Below are 13,923 nucleotides of genomic sequence, written 5' to 3'. Positions count from 1 at the left end.
TCGCGAATGGAAGGGGGCACTGATGAGCGCGAGGAGTGCAGCGCAGCGGAGCCCCGCAGTCGCGAATGGAAGGGGGCACTGATGGGGGCCGCGTTGCCGACGTTGTTGCTGATCCTGGCCGGGGTGCTGGTGGGGGGCGCGTGGTCGCTGTACCGCCAGGGCGCGCCGAGGGGCGCCCTCGTGGTCACCGCCGTGCTCGCCGTGCTCGCCACGGTCGGCGGGGTGCTCTGGCTGCTGCCGGGGGAGAACTCGTGAGCGACGTCGTGGTGCTCGACTACGGCTCGGGCAATCTGCGGTCGGCCGAGCGGGCGCTGGCCGCCGCTGGCGCGGACGTGCGGGTGACCGACGACCTTGCCGCGGCGGCCGCCGCGGATGGTCTGGTGGTGCCGGGGGTGGGTGCCTTCGCCGCGTGCATGGCCGGGATCGAGGCGCTCGGTGCCGGCCCGGTGATCGCGGAGCGGGTGGCCGCCGGCCGGCCGGTGCTCGGCATCTGCGTGGGCATGCAGGTGCTCTTCGAGCACGGGGACGAGCACGGTGTGGTGACCAAGGGGCTCGGTCTGCTGCCCGGCGGGGTGACCCGGCTGGCCGCCACCCGGTTGCCGCACATGGGCTGGAACACGGTTCGGTCGCCCCGGGAGTCGGTGCTCTTCGCCGGCCTGCCGGCGCAGAGCCGGTTCTACTTCGTCCACTCGTACGCCATGGGTGAGCCGGCCGCGCTCGCCGCTGCCGGCGCCACGGTGACCACGGCTCACCACGAGACCGACTTCGTCGCCGGTGTCGAGCGCGGTGCGCTCTCGGCGGCCCAGTTCCATCCGGAGAAGTCTGCCGACACCGGTGCCGCGCTGTTGCGCAACTGGCTTGCCACACTGCGCAGCGGTGACTGAGCGTCGCTGCCTCCCGCTGCCCGCCCGGCGGGGGTCGCGGTGAGCCGGGAGCGGGCCCGCCGTCGGGCGGAACGGGAGGCGGAGCTGGCGCGGGGGCGCGCGGCCCGGCAGCGGAGGGTGTCCCGCCGGCAGCGCCGCCGGGCGCTGGTCCGCCGGTTGACGCCGCGGATCCGGTGGGGCCGGTCGGGCCGGCTCGCCCGGCACACCCGGGGCGAGCGAGCCGCGATCGTGCTGCTCACCGGTGCGGCACTGATCCTGCTCTGGACGTTCGTCGACGATCTGGCGTTGCGTGTCGCGCTGATCGTCCTGCTGCTGCTCGCACTGCCCGCGATCGTCGTGATCGCCCTGGACCGTCGTACCTGACCGAGGAGAAGACGTTGAGCATCACCCTGTTACCCGCCGTGGACGTCGCTGACGGCCGGGCCGTCCGGCTCGTGCAGGGCGAAGTCGGTAGCGAGAGCATCTACGGTGACCCGCTGGACGCCGCGCTGGCCTGGCAGCGTGACGGCGCCGAGTGGATCCACCTGGTCGACCTGGACGCGGCGTTCGGCCGGGGCACCAACGCGCACCTGCTCGCCGAGGTGGTGCGTCAGCTCGACGTGAAGGTGGAGCTGTCCGGGGGCATCCGCGACGACGAGTCGTTGCGCGCGGCGCTGGGCACCGGGGCGGCCCGGGTCAACATCGGCACCGCCGCGCTGGAGGATCCGGTCTGGTGTGACCGGGTGGTCGGGGAGTACGGCGACCGGGTCGCCATCGGGCTGGACGTGCGTGGTCGTACCCTCTCCGCTCGTGGCTGGACCCGCGACGGCGGTGACCTGTACGAGGTGCTGGAGCGGCTGGACAAGGCGGGTGCCAGCCGGTACGTGGTCACCGACATCACCAAGGACGGCACCATGCGGGGGCCGAGCCTGGATCTGCTGCGGGAGGTGTGTGGCCGTACGGACGCCCCGGTGATCGCCTCCGGTGGTGTGTCCACCCTGAACGACCTGCGGGCCCTGGCCACCCTGGAGCCGATCGGGGTGGAGGGCGTGATCGCCGGAAAGGCGCTCTACGCGGGCGCGTTCACGGTGGCCGAGGCGCTGCGGACGCTGGCCGAGGCGTGACGGTCACCCGCCTCGGCTCGGGCGGGCCGTGGGAGCAGCGGTACGGGTACTCCCGGGTGGTCCGAGCCGGTGACCTGGCCTGGACGGCCGGCTGCACGGCCACGGTCGACGGCCGGGTGGTGCACGTCGGGGATGCGGCGGCGCAGACCGCCCAGGCGTTGCGGATCGGGTTGGCCGCGCTCGCCGAGGTGGGCGCGGGGCCGGGCGACGTGATCCGGACCAGGATGTACGTGACCGATCGGCTGCACGCCGACGAGGTGGGCCGGGCGCACAACGTGGTGTTCGGTGCGGTCCGGCCGGTGGCGACGTTGGTGGTGGTGGCCGGTCTGTTGGATCCGGAGCACCTGGTCGAGGTGGAGCTGGAGGCGTATCTCGCCGACCGCTGAGGCGGTGGGGCGGCTTCGTCGGTGACCGTCGTCATGGCTGCCCTCCGGCCCGATAGGTTGTGCACAATCTAATTGCGGGCTACGGTTCACCGGTGACCGATGACCTGGTGCTGCGCCGGCAGGTGTGCTTCGCGCTCTACGCCGCGTCGCGCGCCCTGACCGACGTCTACCGGCCGATCCTCGACGCGCTCGGGCTGACCTACCCGCAGTACCTGGTGCTGCTGGTGCTGTGGGAGCGCCCCGACGACGCCCCCACGGTCTCCGAGTTGGGCGGCGAGCTGCTGCTGGACTCCGGCACGCTCTCCCCGCTGCTCAAGCGGCTGGAGGGGGCGGGCCTGGTGGTGCGGCGGCGGTCGGCGCGCGACGAGCGACGGGTCGAGGTGAGCCTCACCGAGCAGGGCCGGGCGCTGCGGCAGCAGGTGGACGACGTCCCGCTGCGGATCGCCCGGGCCACCGGTCTGGGTGTCGCCGAGCTCGTCGCGTTGCGCGACACCCTCACCCGGGTCACCGACACCATCACCCGACAGAAGGAGCAGTGACCATCATGCAGGTTGTCTACACCGCGTCCGCCACCGCCAGCGGCGACGGCCGGGACGGCCGCGTCGAGACCTCCGACGGCACCGTCGTCCTCGACCTGGCCGTGCCGAAGGAGATGGGTGGCACCGGCGGCGGCGCCAACCCGGAGCAGCTCTTCGCCGCCGGCTACGCGGCCTGCTTCCACTCCGCGCTGAGGCTGGTCGGCCGCAGGGCCAAGGCCGACGTGACCGGCTCGATCGTCGCCGCAGAGGTGGGCATCGGCCCGAACGGCAGCGGCGGGTTCGGGCTCACCGTGCAGCTCGTCGTCGATCTCCCCGCCGTGCCCCGGCAGACCGCCGAGCAGATCGTCGAGCAGGCCCATCAGGTCTGCCCCTACTCCAACGCCACCCGCGGCAACATCGACGTCACGCTGACCGTCCGCGAGACCCTGGCGGCGTGACGTCGCCCGCCCAGGCCACCCACCGCGGACGAGAGGACGACCACCCCGTGACCAGCAACCGTGTGATCCACCTGGCCAGCCGCCCCGACGGCTGGCCCACCGAGGACAACTTCCGGCTCGTCGAGACCGACGTCCCGACGCCCGGACCGGGCCAGATCGTGGTCCGCAACTCGTACATGTCGGTCGACCCGTACATGCGGGGCCGGATGAACGACGTGAAGTCGTACGTGCCGCCGTTCGCTCTCGACGCCCCGCTGGACGGCGGCGCCGTCGGCGAGGTGGTCGCCAGTGAGGCCGAGGGCGTCACCGTCGGCGACACCGTGCTGCACGGGTTGGGCTGGCGGGAGTACGCCGTGCTCGACGCCACCGGCGCCCGCAAGGTCGACCCGGGTCTGGCCCCGGTCAGCGCGTACCTCAGCGTGCTGGGGATGCCCGGGCTGACCGCGTACGCCGGTTTGCTCGACGTGGCCGCCATGAAGCCCGGCGAGACGGTCTTCGTCTCCGCGGCGGCCGGCTCGGTGGGTAGCCTCGTCGGCCAGATCGCCAAGCTCAAGGGCGCCGGTCGCGTGGTCGGCAGCGCCGGCTCGGCGGCCAAGGTGGAGCGGCTGCGGGCGCTGGGTTTCGACGCCGCCTTCGACTACCACGACGGCTCGGTCCGTGACTCGTTGCGGACGGCGGCCCCAGACGGCGTCGACGTCTACTTCGACAACGTCGGGGGCGACCACCTGGAGGCGGCGATCTCGGCCATGAACCTGCACGGCCGGGCCGCCATCTGCGGGATGATCGCGCAGTACAACGACACCGAGCCGCCGGCCGGGCCGCGCAACCTGGCGCTGGTCATCGGCAAGCGGCTCACCCTGCGTGGCTTCCTGGTCGGTGACCACGGCCACGTGCGTGAGGCGTTCGTCCGTGACGTCGCCGGCTGGCTGCGCGAGGGCCGGCTCAGCTACGACGAGACGATCGTGGACGGCATCGAGAACGCGCCGGCGGCGTTCCTCGGTCTGCTGCGCGGCGAGAACCTGGGCAAGATGCTCGTCCGGGTGTGACCCGAACCTCGTTTCCGGCGGTCGGCCCGAACGGGCCGGCCGCCGTGCCGTGTGCGGAGGATAGGCTCGCGGCATGACGGTGGCGGTACGGGTGATCCCCTGTCTGGACGTGGACGCCGGGCGGGTGGTCAAGGGGGTCAACTTCCTGGACCTCCGCGATGCCGGCGATCCGGTGGAGCTGGCCGCCGCCTACGATCGGGCCGGCGCGGACGAGCTGACCTTCCTCGATGTGACGGCGTCCTCCAGCGACCGCGGCACCATGCTCGACGTGGTGCGCCGCACCGCCGAGTCGGTGTTCATCCCGCTGACCGTCGGCGGCGGGGTCCGGCAGGTCGCCGACGTGGACACCCTGCTGCGCGCCGGCGCGGACAAGGTGGGCGTGAACACCGCCGCCATCGCCCGCCCGGAGCTGATCGCCGAGATCGCCGAGCGCTTCGGCCGGCAGGTGCTCGTGCTCTCCCTCGACGTGCGCCGCGCCCCGACCGGCGGCACGCCCAGCGGCTTCGAGGTGACGACCCACGGCGGTCGGCGCGGCACCGGAATCGACGCGGTGCACTGGGCGCAGCGGGGTGCCGAGCTGGGGGCGGGGGAGATCCTGCTCAACTCGATGGATGCCGACGGCACCAAGGCGGGCTTCGACCTGGAGCTGATCGCGGCGGTCCGGGCAGTGGTGGACGTGCCGGTGGTGGCAAGCGGTGGGGCCGGTGCGGTGGCGCACTTCCCGCCGGCGATCGGCGCCGGCGCGGACGCGGTCCTCGCCGCCAGCGTCTTCCACTTCGGCGAGCTGACCGTGACGCAGGTCAAGGACGCGTTGCGCCGCAGCGGCCACCCGGTTCGCTGAGCTGGCTCAGTGCCCGCCGGAGTGACCCTCCGGCGAACGCCGGGGCGTGGGGATCGAACGGACGGCATACTCCTGGACGGCCGCCGCGTGGTCGGCCTCGTCCAGGCTCCAGTCGGCGCTGACCGGCGCGTGCCGGCGGCTCAGCACCCCCTGCACGGTGTCCACCATGGTTGCCACCCCGGCGCGTGGCCGGCTGCGCCAGAGTTGCTCGCCATCGGCGGTGATCCCGAACCAGCCGTCGGTGACGCTGACCAACCCCGCGCCGACCAGCCGCTGGACTGCTGCCTCGACCTCGTGGCGCTGCGGGATCGCCCGGTTGAGGTGATCGGCGGTGGAGAGCACGTCGGTCAGCCGGACGCCCTCCGGCCGGCGGCTGGTCGCCGACCGGCGGTGCCGCCCCGCCCCGCTCGCGATGACCAGCGACACGAAGATCCAGGCGTCCGTCCAGCGCCAACCGTTCTCCCCCATGCAGAGATGATGACGGCGAGCGTCGTGGAAGGGAACACCCACCCACCAAACCGGCCCACCGCACCACCACCGTGTGCCGGTGCACGAACGGGCGGTGAGGACTCAGCAGGCCGGAGTGGCCGGCGCGACGGCCCCGGTCGCGGGTGCGGCGTCGCCCGGTTCGGGCACCGCGAACAGCGGAATGAAGAGTTGCGCCAGCGGGCCGATGGCCAGCGCGAACGCGACGGTGCCCCAGCCGACCGTGCCACCGAGCAGCCAGCCCAGCGCCAGCACGGTGACCTCGATGACCGTGCGCACCAGCCGGATCGACCAGCCGGGCCGGCGGGCCACGATGCCGGTCATCAGCCCGTCGCGAGGGCCGGGGCCCAACTGGGCGCCGAGATACAGGCCGGTGGCGGCGGCGATGGCGAGGATCCCGGTGACCAGCAGCGCGATCCGGACGCCGAGCGGGCCGCCGGCCGGTAGCAGAGCCAGTGTCGCGTCCACCACCAGTCCGATCACCACCACGTTGCTGACGGTGCCGAGGCCGGGCCGCTGTCGCAGCGGGATCCAGAGCAGCAGCACCAGCGCGCCCAGCGCGATGGTGACGGTGCCGAAGGAGAGCCCGGTCAGCTTGGCCAGGCCCTGGTGGAACACGTCCCACGGGTTGAGGCCCAGATCGGAATGGATCATGAGGGCCATGCCGATCCCGTAGAGGGCCAGCCCGACGTAGAGCTGGGTCAGCCGTCGCACCGGCCGATGACGCAGATTGCCAATCAATGCCATGCGTGCCACTCTAGGGGCCAATCGCGGCGAACGAAGAAGCCAATATTCGAGGAGTGGCATGGCCAATGAAGTACGGGGCGTCCAATTGGCCCGGCTGCTCGGCCAGTGGCACGCACTTCCGGGTCGACGGCGGAGCCCCGACTACGCTGCCCTGGCCGGCACCGTACGGGGGTTGCTCGCTGACGGCCGCCTGCCGCTGGGTGTCCGCCTGCCCGCCGAACGGGAGTTGGCCGAGGCGCTGCGGATCAGCCGCACCACGGTCACCGCCGCCTACCGGCAACTGCGCGAGACCGGGCACCTGGCCAGCCGGCGGGGCGCGGGCAGCTGGACCATGCTGCCCGGCAACCATCGGGTGGCCAGCACCGGCCTGTGGACCCCCCTCGACGACCGGGAGATGATCGACCTCGGCGTCGCCGCGCTGGCCGCTCCGCCGCAACTGCTCGCCGCTGCCCGCGCCGCCGCCGAGGATCTGCCGCGTTACCTGGGCGGGGCCGGCTACCACCCGACCGGTGTCATCGAGCTGCGCGAGGCGGTGGCCGACGGGTACACCGCCCGTGGCCTGCCCACCTCGGCCGACCAGATCATGGTCACCAGCGGCACCCAGCACGCCCTGGACCTGGTGCTGCGGCTCGCACTGGCCCCCGGCGGGAGCGTGCTGGTCGAGTCCCCGACCTACCCGAACGCGCTCGCCGCGCTGGCCAGCCGGCGAGCCCGGATCACCACCCACGGCCTGGCCGCCGATGCCGGCGGCTGGGAGTCCGACCTGCTGCTGGGAAGCCTCCGGCAGACCCGGCCCAAGCTGGCCTACCTGATCCCGGAGTTCCAGAACCCGACCGGTCATCTGATGCCGGCATCGCTGCGCGAGCGGGTCGTCGCCGCCGCCCACGCCGTCGGCACCGACCTGATCATCGACGAGTCCTTCGTGGACCTTCCTCTGGACGGCACCGAGCTGCCCCCACCGATGGCGACCTTCGACCGGCACTCCCGGGTGGTCAGCATCGGTGGAATGAGCAAGCCGTACTGGGGTGGCCTGCGGATCGGCTGGGTACGCGCCTCCGCGCCGCAGGTCCAGCGTCTGGCCGCCGTCCGGGTCGGTATGGACATGGCCAGCCCGGTGCTGGACCAACTGGTCGCGGTGCATCTGCTGGCCGATGCGCCGGCCATCGTCGCGGACCGCCGCGTCCAACTCACCGCACAGCGCGACGCGTTGCTCGGCGCGCTGGAGCAGCGGTTGCCGGACTGGCGGATCACCGTGCCGCGCGGCGGCGTGACGCTCTGGGCCGAGTTGGACGGTCCGGTCTCCACCGCCTTGGCCCGGGCCGCCGAGGAGGTCGGCGTCCGGCTGGCGCCCGGCCCCCGGTTCGGCCTCGACGGCACGCTCGAGCGCTTCCTGCGGCTGCCGTTCACCCTTCCCGCGGCCGATCTGGTGGAGGCCGTCGGGCGGATCGCCGCGGTTCGTTACGACCTGGACCGGGCTGGCCGGCAGAGGTGGCGGGAGCCCGCCGTCATCGCCTGAGCAGTCCTGGAAACGCCGGTGGCCCCGCCCCTCGGACGGGTTTACGGGGCCACCGGCGGGTCGAGCTCAGAGCTCGGCGAGGGTGCCGGCGTACATCCGGTCGATCTCGGCGGCGAAGTTGCCCTCCACACCGCGTCGCTTGATCTTCATGGAGGGCGTGATCTCGCCGTGTTCGATGGTCAGGTCCCGCGGCAGGATCGCCACCTTCTTGATCGTCTCCCAGCGGTTGAGCTTGGCATTGAGTTGGGCGACGTACTCCTCGACCATCGCCTGCGCCTCGGGCGAGGCGGCGATGGCGGTGTAGTCGCGGCCCTCCAGCGGCCCGCCGGCCGCCCAACCCTGGATCGCGTCCGGGTCCAGGGTGACCAGCATCGTGCAGAAGTTGCGGGCCTGGCCGATCACGATCGCCTGCGAGGTGTACGGGCAGATCGCCTTGAACATCCCCTCGATGTGCGAGGGCGCGATGTACTTACCGCCCGAGGTCTTGACCAGGTCCTTCTTACGATCGGTGATCTGCAGGTAGCCGTCGGCGTCGAGGCTGCCGATGTCGCCGGTACGGAAGAAGCCGTCCTCGGTGAACGCGGCGGCGGTCTCCTCCGGCAGGTTGTGGTAGCCCCGCATGACCGGCCGGCCGCGGACCAGGATCTCCCCGTCGGTGTCGATCCGGCACTCCAGGTCACCCATCGCCCGGCCGACGGTGCCGATCCGCAGCCCCGACGGCGGGTTGACGAAGTTGCCGGCGCTGGTCTCGGTGAGGCCGTAGCCCTCGGAGATCGGCAGGTTGGCGGCGGCGAAGAAGGTGGCGATCTCCGGGCTGAGCGGAGCGGCGCCGGAGACCAGCACCCGCATCCGGCCGCCCAGGCGGGCCTGGAGCTTGCTGAACACCAGCTTCTCGGCCACCCCGTAGCGCAGCCTGAGCCCGCCGGGCACCGGCTTGCCGGCCTGCTCCAGGGCAACCTTCGCCTTGCCGACCCGGACGCCCCAGGCGAAGATCTTCGCCTTCGCGCCGCCGGCGTCCTGAGCGGTGGTGACCGCGCGGTTGTAGACCTTCTCGAACACCCGTGGCGCGCCGCACATCAGCGACGGCCGGATGACCGAGAGCAGGTCGACCAGCTTCTCCACCCGCCCGTCGACGTAGGTGGGCAGGCCGACGTGGATGGCGCCACAGAGCAGCGTCTTGCCGAAGGAGTGGGCCAGCGGCAGCCACAGGTACTGCAGGTCGTCGTCGCGCAGCAGCCCGACCTCGGCCTGCGCCACGGCCTCCCAGCACCAGCCGCCGTGCAGCAACTCGACGCCCTTGGGACGGCCGGTGGTGCCGGAGGTGTAGATCAGGGTGGCCAGGTGCTCCGGGCCGATGCCGGCGACCAGCATGTCGATGAGATCCGGCTCCGCGGCCAGCGCGTCGGCGCCCCGCCGCTCCAGCTCGGCCAGCGTGAGCTGGGGAACGCCGGCGGTGTCGTCGGCGACGCCGTCGAGGAGCACGATGTGGGTCAGCGCGGGCAGGTCGGCACCGGCGATCTTGGCGGCCTGGGCCGGGTCCTCGGCGAACAGCACCCGCGAGGCGGAGTCGGCGATGATGTAGGTCGCGTCCGCCGGCTCGGTGGTCGGGTAGACCGTGGTGGTGGCTCCGCCGGCGCACATGATGCCGAGGTCGGCGATCACCCACTCCAGCCGGGTGTTGGCGAGGATCGCGACCGGATCCTCCTGGCCGACGCCCAGGCCGTGCAGGCCGGCGGCGACCGCCTTGGCGCGCTGGCCGACCTGGTCCCAGGTCAGCCATACCGGACCCGAGTCGTCGGAGTTCGGGGAGGCGAACGCGTGCCGGTCGGGGGTGGCCGCCACGCGCTTGAGGAACATGTCCGGGATGGAGCGGTACGGGACATCGAGAGCCATCTCTGTAGCCGCCTTCGGGGGTGGTGGCGTGACGATCGTCACGTCATGGTGGTTACCGAAGGGTATTGCCTGCCACGGGCATCGGCTAGCCCCGGTGATCGTCCGGCGCCCCCGTCCCGCCGACCGGTACGGCTGGATCAGGCGTACCGGGCGGCCACCAGTGACCAGTCGTAGGTGGCCCGGACCCAGTTGCGCCGGGCCGTCAGCGCCGGCCGCAAGCCGTCGTCCCCGTCGGCCAGCAGCGCCCCCTCCGCGACCAGGTACGCCGCCAGGCCACGGTTGAACCGGTCCGCCACCGCCCGCAGTGCGACCGCCTCGTCCGTGCCGCTCTCCTGGGCGATCACCGTCACCAGGTTGTGCGCGTCCGGATCGGCCCGGCTCTCCTTGCCGTAGGAGAAAAGGTCGTTGCACCAGCAGACCAGGTCGACGGCCAGCATCTCCAGGGTGACCATCGCCGGCTCGGCACGGCCGGCCGGCCCGGACGGCTCCTCGGACGCCAGGTCGGTCAGGGTGAGACAGGGGTGTACGCCGCCGATGTGTCGGCGCAGCTGGACGTACTCCGCCACCGGGGGCACCCGCCGGCGCTCCCGGTTGGTCGCCTCCCAGAGCAGTGCGAGCAGGTACTCGCGCACCTGGCTGACGAAACGCAGCAGCAGGGCCGGCCGGCCGCGCGCCCGGGTACGGCGGCACAGGTCGTGCAGCGCGTCACCCAGTGGCCCCGCGGCGGACGGAACGACGTCCGGGTCCCCGCACCGGTCCAGCACGTCGAGCAGGGTGGCGATCGCCGGAGCCAGTCGGCCCGGATCAGCGCCGAGGCCGTCCTCGTCGCAGGCGTCGTCCATGACGAAGAGCCACGAGATCATGTCGGTGAGCAGCTGCAGCCCGTCGACCGGCCCGTCCGGGCAGGCCCGTCCGGCCAGGCCGGCGGCATCCGCCATCAGCAGCCGCCATACCTGATGTCCGGAATCGACCAGTCCGAACGCCCGCGCCCACTCGACGCTCTCGCTCGCCACCCGATCCGTGGCCGCATGGCGCCCCGGCGAGAAAGGGGGCTCCACCAGCGCCGAGATCGCGAAACTCCGCATGGTCCGCCCCCACTCGTGCCGCCCCGGCGCGGAACGGCGCGGTGAAGCGTACGGGAGTAAGGATCGGCCCGCATCGCTGGGTGTGGCGCACCCCACACCCGGATCGTGACCGAATAAGCACAGAAAGTTACAAGCCCAGGCTGGCGCTGCGCAGCTGCCGGGCGGACGACTCCGGACCGTCCACCTGGACCCGGGCCACCCGCTGCCTGCCGGAGAGGAACAGGACCAGCTCGGCCGGTGCGCCGACCACCCGCAGCGGCTCGCCGCCGCGGCCGACGGAGATCTCGCCGTACCCGGGTGCCTGCACGTAGAGATCCGCCGGAAAGCGGCGCAGCGTCAACCGGGCCAGCGGAGCGGCCCGCTTCCAGAGCGTGGCCTGAAGGCCGTGCGGCAGCTCCCGCGGCAGCCACCCCGAGCTGGCCCGCCGTACGTCCTCGTGGTGGATGAAGAACTCCAGGGTGTTGGCCAGCTCGTCGGTCAACGGGTTGCTGACCGGGCTCCACACCGGCGCGCGACGCACCTGTGCCACCAGCTCGGGATAGGGCCGGGCGGCGAGCCGCCGGCGGACCCGCTCGGCGTACCCGCGCAGCGGCGCCAGCACGAGCCCACCCGCCGCGTCCGGGCGGCGCTCCCGCAGCACCAGGTGCGCGGCGAGGTCACGGGTGGCCCAGCCCTCGTTGATCGTCGGAGCATCCGGCCCGAGGGCCAGCAGGAGATCGGCGAGCGCCTCGCGCTCGGCTCGGGCGTACCGCGGCATGGCCCCGATGGTAGGCCCGGTCGCCTTCCGGCGCGCGGCAGCGGACGTCGAGGCGCGGTGGCGGCACGGTGCGACCTCGGAACGGGTGACGGTTGACATATCCGGTCCGAATCGGCGGGGGTGGTTCGGACGGGTAAGGATGAGGGAGATAATTGTGGCTTACGGCGGGGGAGAGCGTGGCGAGCAGGACAAGTCGGGACGTACTGGGTCGAGGGCTGGGGGTCCTCCGGCAGGCGATCCGGGAGCAGCCGCGGATCTTCGCGGTGGCGGTGGTCGGCAGTGTGCTGTTCGGCTCCATGGTCATCGTCAGCGCGTACGTGGTCGGCGGGGTCGTCGGCGACGTGGTGGTGCCCGCCATCGCCCGCGGCCAGGTGGCCACCGGCACCCTGGCGCTGGCCGCGGTCGCGTTGTTCGGGATCAGCGTGGTGCGGGTGGTGGGCATCTTCGGCCGCCGGCTCGGCGCCGGCTACATGCAGTTCCGCCTCCAGGCCGCCTACCGTCGCCGGGTCACCCGCCGCTACCTGGACCTGCCGCTGTCCTGGCACCACCGCAACGCCACCGGCACCCTGCTCTCCAACGCCAACTCCGACGTCGAGGCGGCCTGGTACCCGATCGCGCCACTGCCCTTCGCCGTCGGCACGCTGGTGATGCTGGTCGGCGCGATCATCTCGCTCTTCGCCACCGACTGGGCCCTCGCGCTGGTCGGCCTCGCGGTCTTTCCGGCGCTGTTCGCCCTCAACGTGGTCTACTCCCGCCGGATGGCACCCCGGCAGGCCCGGGCCCAGCGGCTGCGCGCCGAGGTCAGCGGGATCGCCCACGAGAGCTTCGACGGCGCCCTCGTGGTCAAGACGATGGGTCGCGAGGCGCAGGAGACGGCGCGGTTCTCCGGGCGCGCCGGTGAGCTGCGCGACGCCCTGATCGCGGTCGGCCGGCTGCGGGGCGTCTTCGACCCGCTGCTGGAGACGTTGCCCAGCCTCGGCACCCTGGCTGTGCTGGTGGTCGGGGCGTTCCGGCTGCGGCAGGGCGCCATCAGCGTCACGGAGCTGGTCAGTGTCGCCTTTCTCTTCACCGTGCTGGCCTTTCCGGTGCGCGCCATCGGCTGGGTGCTGGCCGAGCTGCCCCGCAGCGTCGCCGGCTGGGACCGGGTGCGCCGGGTCCTCGACGCCACCGGCGAGATGCCGTACGGGCGGCGGGTGCTCGACCCGGCCACCGGGGCGCCGGCCACCATCACCTTCACGGACGTGCACTTCTCCTACCCGCCCGCCGAGGCGCACCAGAGCGGCGCGCAGGTGCTCGGCGCGGTCGGCTTCACGGTGCCGGCCGGACGCACGGTGGCCCTGGTCGGGCCGACCGGCGCGGGTAAGTCGACCATCACCTCGCTGGCCGTGCGCCTGGTCGACCCGGACGACGGCAGGGTCGAGCTGGACGGGGTGGACGTGCGAGAGTTGACCGCCGCGTCGCTCGCCGGCACCGTCGCTCTGGTCGCCCAGGTGCCGTTCGTCTTCGACGACACGGTCCGGGCCAACATCGCCCTCGACCGGCCGGGCATCGACGACGAGGACGTCTGGGCGGCACTGCGGCTGGCCGAGGCCGACGGGTTCGTCGCGGCGCTACCCGACGGACTCGACACCATGGTCGGTGAGCGGGGCACCTCGCTGTCGGGCGGGCAGCGGCAGCGGCTCACCCTGGCCCGCGCGCTGGCCGGCCGGCCGCGCCTGCTGGTGCTCGACGACGCGACCAGCGCGGTGGACCCCCGGGTGGAGGCGGCCATCCTGGCCGGGCTCCGCTCGTCGGCGTCCGAGTCGGGGGTGCCGGCCGCGTCGATCCTGGTGGTGGCGTACCGCCGGGCCACCATCGCGCTGGCCGACGAGGTCATCTACGTGGAGCAGGGGCGGGTCGTGGCCCGGGGCACGCACACGGAGCTGCTGGCGACCGTGCCCGGCTACGTCGACCTGGTCACCGCCTACGAGCAGGCCGAGGTCGACCGCGCACAGGAGCAGCCGTACGAGGACGAGGTCGCCCCGCTGCCGTCGGGCCTGGAGATCGAGGTGGACCGGTGAGCGCGAGGAGTGCAGCGAAGCGGAGCCCCGCAGTCGCGAACGAAAGGCGAGCCCGGTGAGCGCGAGGAGTGCAGCGCAGCGGAGCCCCGCAGTCGCGAACGAAAGGCGAGCCCGGTGAGCGCGAGGAGTGCAGCGCAGCGGAG

Annotated in this window: 16 protein-coding genes; 11 read left to right on the top strand and 5 right to left on the bottom strand. The window is 72.8% G+C overall.

The features are described from left to right. Nucleotides 1-81: 81 nt before the first annotated feature. The 9 genes from ACLJN9_RS10380 to hisF all read left to right on the top strand — a co-directional run bounded on the left by ACLJN9_RS10380 (nucleotide 82) and on the right by hisF (nucleotide 5,236). The gene (locus ACLJN9_RS10380) at nucleotides 82-255 is read left to right on the top strand and encodes a hypothetical protein (protein WP_410810935.1); all 174 of its coding nucleotides are present in this window, start codon (nucleotides 82-84) and stop codon (nucleotides 253-255) included. Next, entirely contained in the window at nucleotides 252-884 is a 633-nt protein-coding gene (hisH, locus tag ACLJN9_RS10375; RefSeq protein WP_410810934.1) for an imidazole glycerol phosphate synthase subunit HisH, read from the top strand. Before ACLJN9_RS10380 ends, hisH begins: the two co-directional genes overlap by 4 nt. Nucleotides 885-923: 39 nt before the next feature. Beyond that, the gene (locus tag ACLJN9_RS10370) at nucleotides 924-1,247 is read left to right on the top strand and encodes a hypothetical protein (protein ID WP_410810933.1); all 324 of its coding nucleotides are present in this window, start codon (nucleotides 924-926) and stop codon (nucleotides 1,245-1,247) included. Between the two features lie 14 nt (nucleotides 1,248-1,261). After that, entirely contained in the window at nucleotides 1,262-1,987 is a 726-nt protein-coding gene (gene priA / locus ACLJN9_RS10365) for a bifunctional 1-(5-phosphoribosyl)-5-((5-phosphoribosylamino)methylideneamino)imidazole-4-carboxamide isomerase/phosphoribosylanthranilate isomerase PriA (RefSeq protein ID WP_410810932.1), read from the top strand. Continuing rightward, nucleotides 1,984-2,373 (top strand): RidA family protein, encoded by a 390-nt coding sequence (locus tag ACLJN9_RS10360; RefSeq protein WP_410810931.1) that lies wholly within the window; start codon nucleotides 1,984-1,986, stop codon nucleotides 2,371-2,373. The genes priA and ACLJN9_RS10360 overlap by 4 nt, the downstream gene beginning before the upstream one ends. A 92-nt stretch (nucleotides 2,374-2,465) precedes the next feature. Beyond that, nucleotides 2,466-2,912, top strand: coding sequence for a MarR family winged helix-turn-helix transcriptional regulator (locus ACLJN9_RS10355; RefSeq protein ID WP_410810929.1), 447 nt, complete (start codon nucleotides 2,466-2,468; stop codon nucleotides 2,910-2,912). A gap of 5 nt (nucleotides 2,913-2,917) precedes the next feature. Continuing rightward, complete coding sequence (locus tag ACLJN9_RS10350; RefSeq protein WP_410810928.1) at nucleotides 2,918-3,349, top strand: organic hydroperoxide resistance protein; 432 nt, start codon at nucleotides 2,918-2,920, stop codon at nucleotides 3,347-3,349. 47 nt (nucleotides 3,350-3,396) lie between these two features. After that, nucleotides 3,397-4,395 (top strand): NADP-dependent oxidoreductase, encoded by a 999-nt coding sequence (locus ACLJN9_RS10345; RefSeq protein ID WP_410810927.1) that lies wholly within the window; start codon nucleotides 3,397-3,399, stop codon nucleotides 4,393-4,395. 73 nt (nucleotides 4,396-4,468) lie between these two features. Continuing rightward, on the top strand, nucleotides 4,469-5,236 hold the full coding sequence (gene hisF, locus ACLJN9_RS10340; protein ID WP_410810926.1) for an imidazole glycerol phosphate synthase subunit HisF: 768 nt from the start codon (nucleotides 4,469-4,471) through the stop codon (nucleotides 5,234-5,236). A 6-nt stretch (nucleotides 5,237-5,242) separates the two neighbouring features. Here the strand turns inward: hisF and ACLJN9_RS10335 are convergent, their stop codons facing one another. Further along, nucleotides 5,243-5,704 (bottom strand): hypothetical protein, encoded by a 462-nt coding sequence (locus ACLJN9_RS10335; protein ID WP_410810925.1) that lies wholly within the window; start codon nucleotides 5,702-5,704, stop codon nucleotides 5,243-5,245. Nucleotides 5,705-5,806: 102 nt separating this feature from the next. Beyond that, entirely contained in the window at nucleotides 5,807-6,469 is a 663-nt protein-coding gene (locus ACLJN9_RS10330; protein ID WP_410810924.1) for a YczE/YyaS/YitT family protein, read from the bottom strand. A gap of 58 nt (nucleotides 6,470-6,527) precedes the next feature. On the opposite strand from ACLJN9_RS10330, the gene ACLJN9_RS10325 reads away from it, so the two are divergent. Beyond that, a complete protein-coding gene (locus tag ACLJN9_RS10325; RefSeq protein WP_410810922.1) occupies nucleotides 6,528-7,985 on the top strand; it encodes a PLP-dependent aminotransferase family protein in 1,458 nt (485 codons plus the stop codon). 66 nt (nucleotides 7,986-8,051) lie between these two features. On the opposite strand, the gene ACLJN9_RS10320 is transcribed toward ACLJN9_RS10325, so the two are convergent. The 3 genes from ACLJN9_RS10320 to ACLJN9_RS10310 form a co-directional block, all read right to left on the bottom strand. Next, entirely contained in the window at nucleotides 8,052-9,878 is a 1,827-nt protein-coding gene (locus ACLJN9_RS10320; RefSeq protein ID WP_410810921.1) for an AMP-dependent synthetase/ligase, read from the bottom strand. 137 nt (nucleotides 9,879-10,015) lie between these two features. After that, nucleotides 10,016-10,891, bottom strand: a complete 876-nt coding sequence (locus tag ACLJN9_RS10315; RefSeq protein WP_410810920.1) for a terpene synthase family protein — start codon at nucleotides 10,889-10,891, stop codon at nucleotides 10,016-10,018. A 199-nt stretch (nucleotides 10,892-11,090) separates the two neighbouring features. Then, nucleotides 11,091-11,720, bottom strand: coding sequence for a TIGR03085 family metal-binding protein (locus ACLJN9_RS10310; protein WP_410810919.1), 630 nt, complete (start codon nucleotides 11,718-11,720; stop codon nucleotides 11,091-11,093). A 176-nt stretch (nucleotides 11,721-11,896) separates the two neighbouring features. On the opposite strand from ACLJN9_RS10310, the gene ACLJN9_RS10305 reads away from it, so the two are divergent. Further along, entirely contained in the window at nucleotides 11,897-13,780 is a 1,884-nt protein-coding gene (locus ACLJN9_RS10305) for an ABC transporter ATP-binding protein (RefSeq protein WP_410810918.1), read from the top strand. The last annotated feature ends 143 nt before the right edge of the window (nucleotides 13,781-13,923 follow it).

Source organism: Micromonospora sp. 067-2 (assembly GCF_046549295.1).
GTDB lineage: Bacteria > Actinomycetota > Actinomycetes > Mycobacteriales > Micromonosporaceae > Micromonospora.
Note: the sequence above shows the minus strand (reverse complement) of the source record. Positions and strands in the feature narration are given on the sequence as shown.

Coding starts and splice junctions, on each gene's coding strand:
- ACLJN9_RS10380 (WP_410810935.1), top strand. CDS start 82: ATGGGGGCCGCGTTGCCGACGTTGTTGCTGATCCTGGCCGGGGTGCTG.
- ACLJN9_RS10350 (WP_410810928.1), top strand. CDS start 2,918: ATGCAGGTTGTCTACACCGCGTCCGCCACCGCCAGCGGCGACGGCCGG.
- hisF (WP_410810926.1), top strand. CDS start 4,469: ATGACGGTGGCGGTACGGGTGATCCCCTGTCTGGACGTGGACGCCGGG.
- ACLJN9_RS10335 (WP_410810925.1), bottom strand. CDS start 5,704: ATGGGGGAGAACGGTTGGCGCTGGACGGACGCCTGGATCTTCGTGTCG.
- ACLJN9_RS10330 (WP_410810924.1), bottom strand. CDS start 6,469: ATGGCATTGATTGGCAATCTGCGTCATCGGCCGGTGCGACGGCTGACC.
- ACLJN9_RS10325 (WP_410810922.1), top strand. CDS start 6,528: ATGGCCAATGAAGTACGGGGCGTCCAATTGGCCCGGCTGCTCGGCCAG.
- ACLJN9_RS10320 (WP_410810921.1), bottom strand. CDS start 9,878: ATGGCTCTCGATGTCCCGTACCGCTCCATCCCGGACATGTTCCTCAAG.
- ACLJN9_RS10310 (WP_410810919.1), bottom strand. CDS start 11,720: ATGCCGCGGTACGCCCGAGCCGAGCGCGAGGCGCTCGCCGATCTCCTG.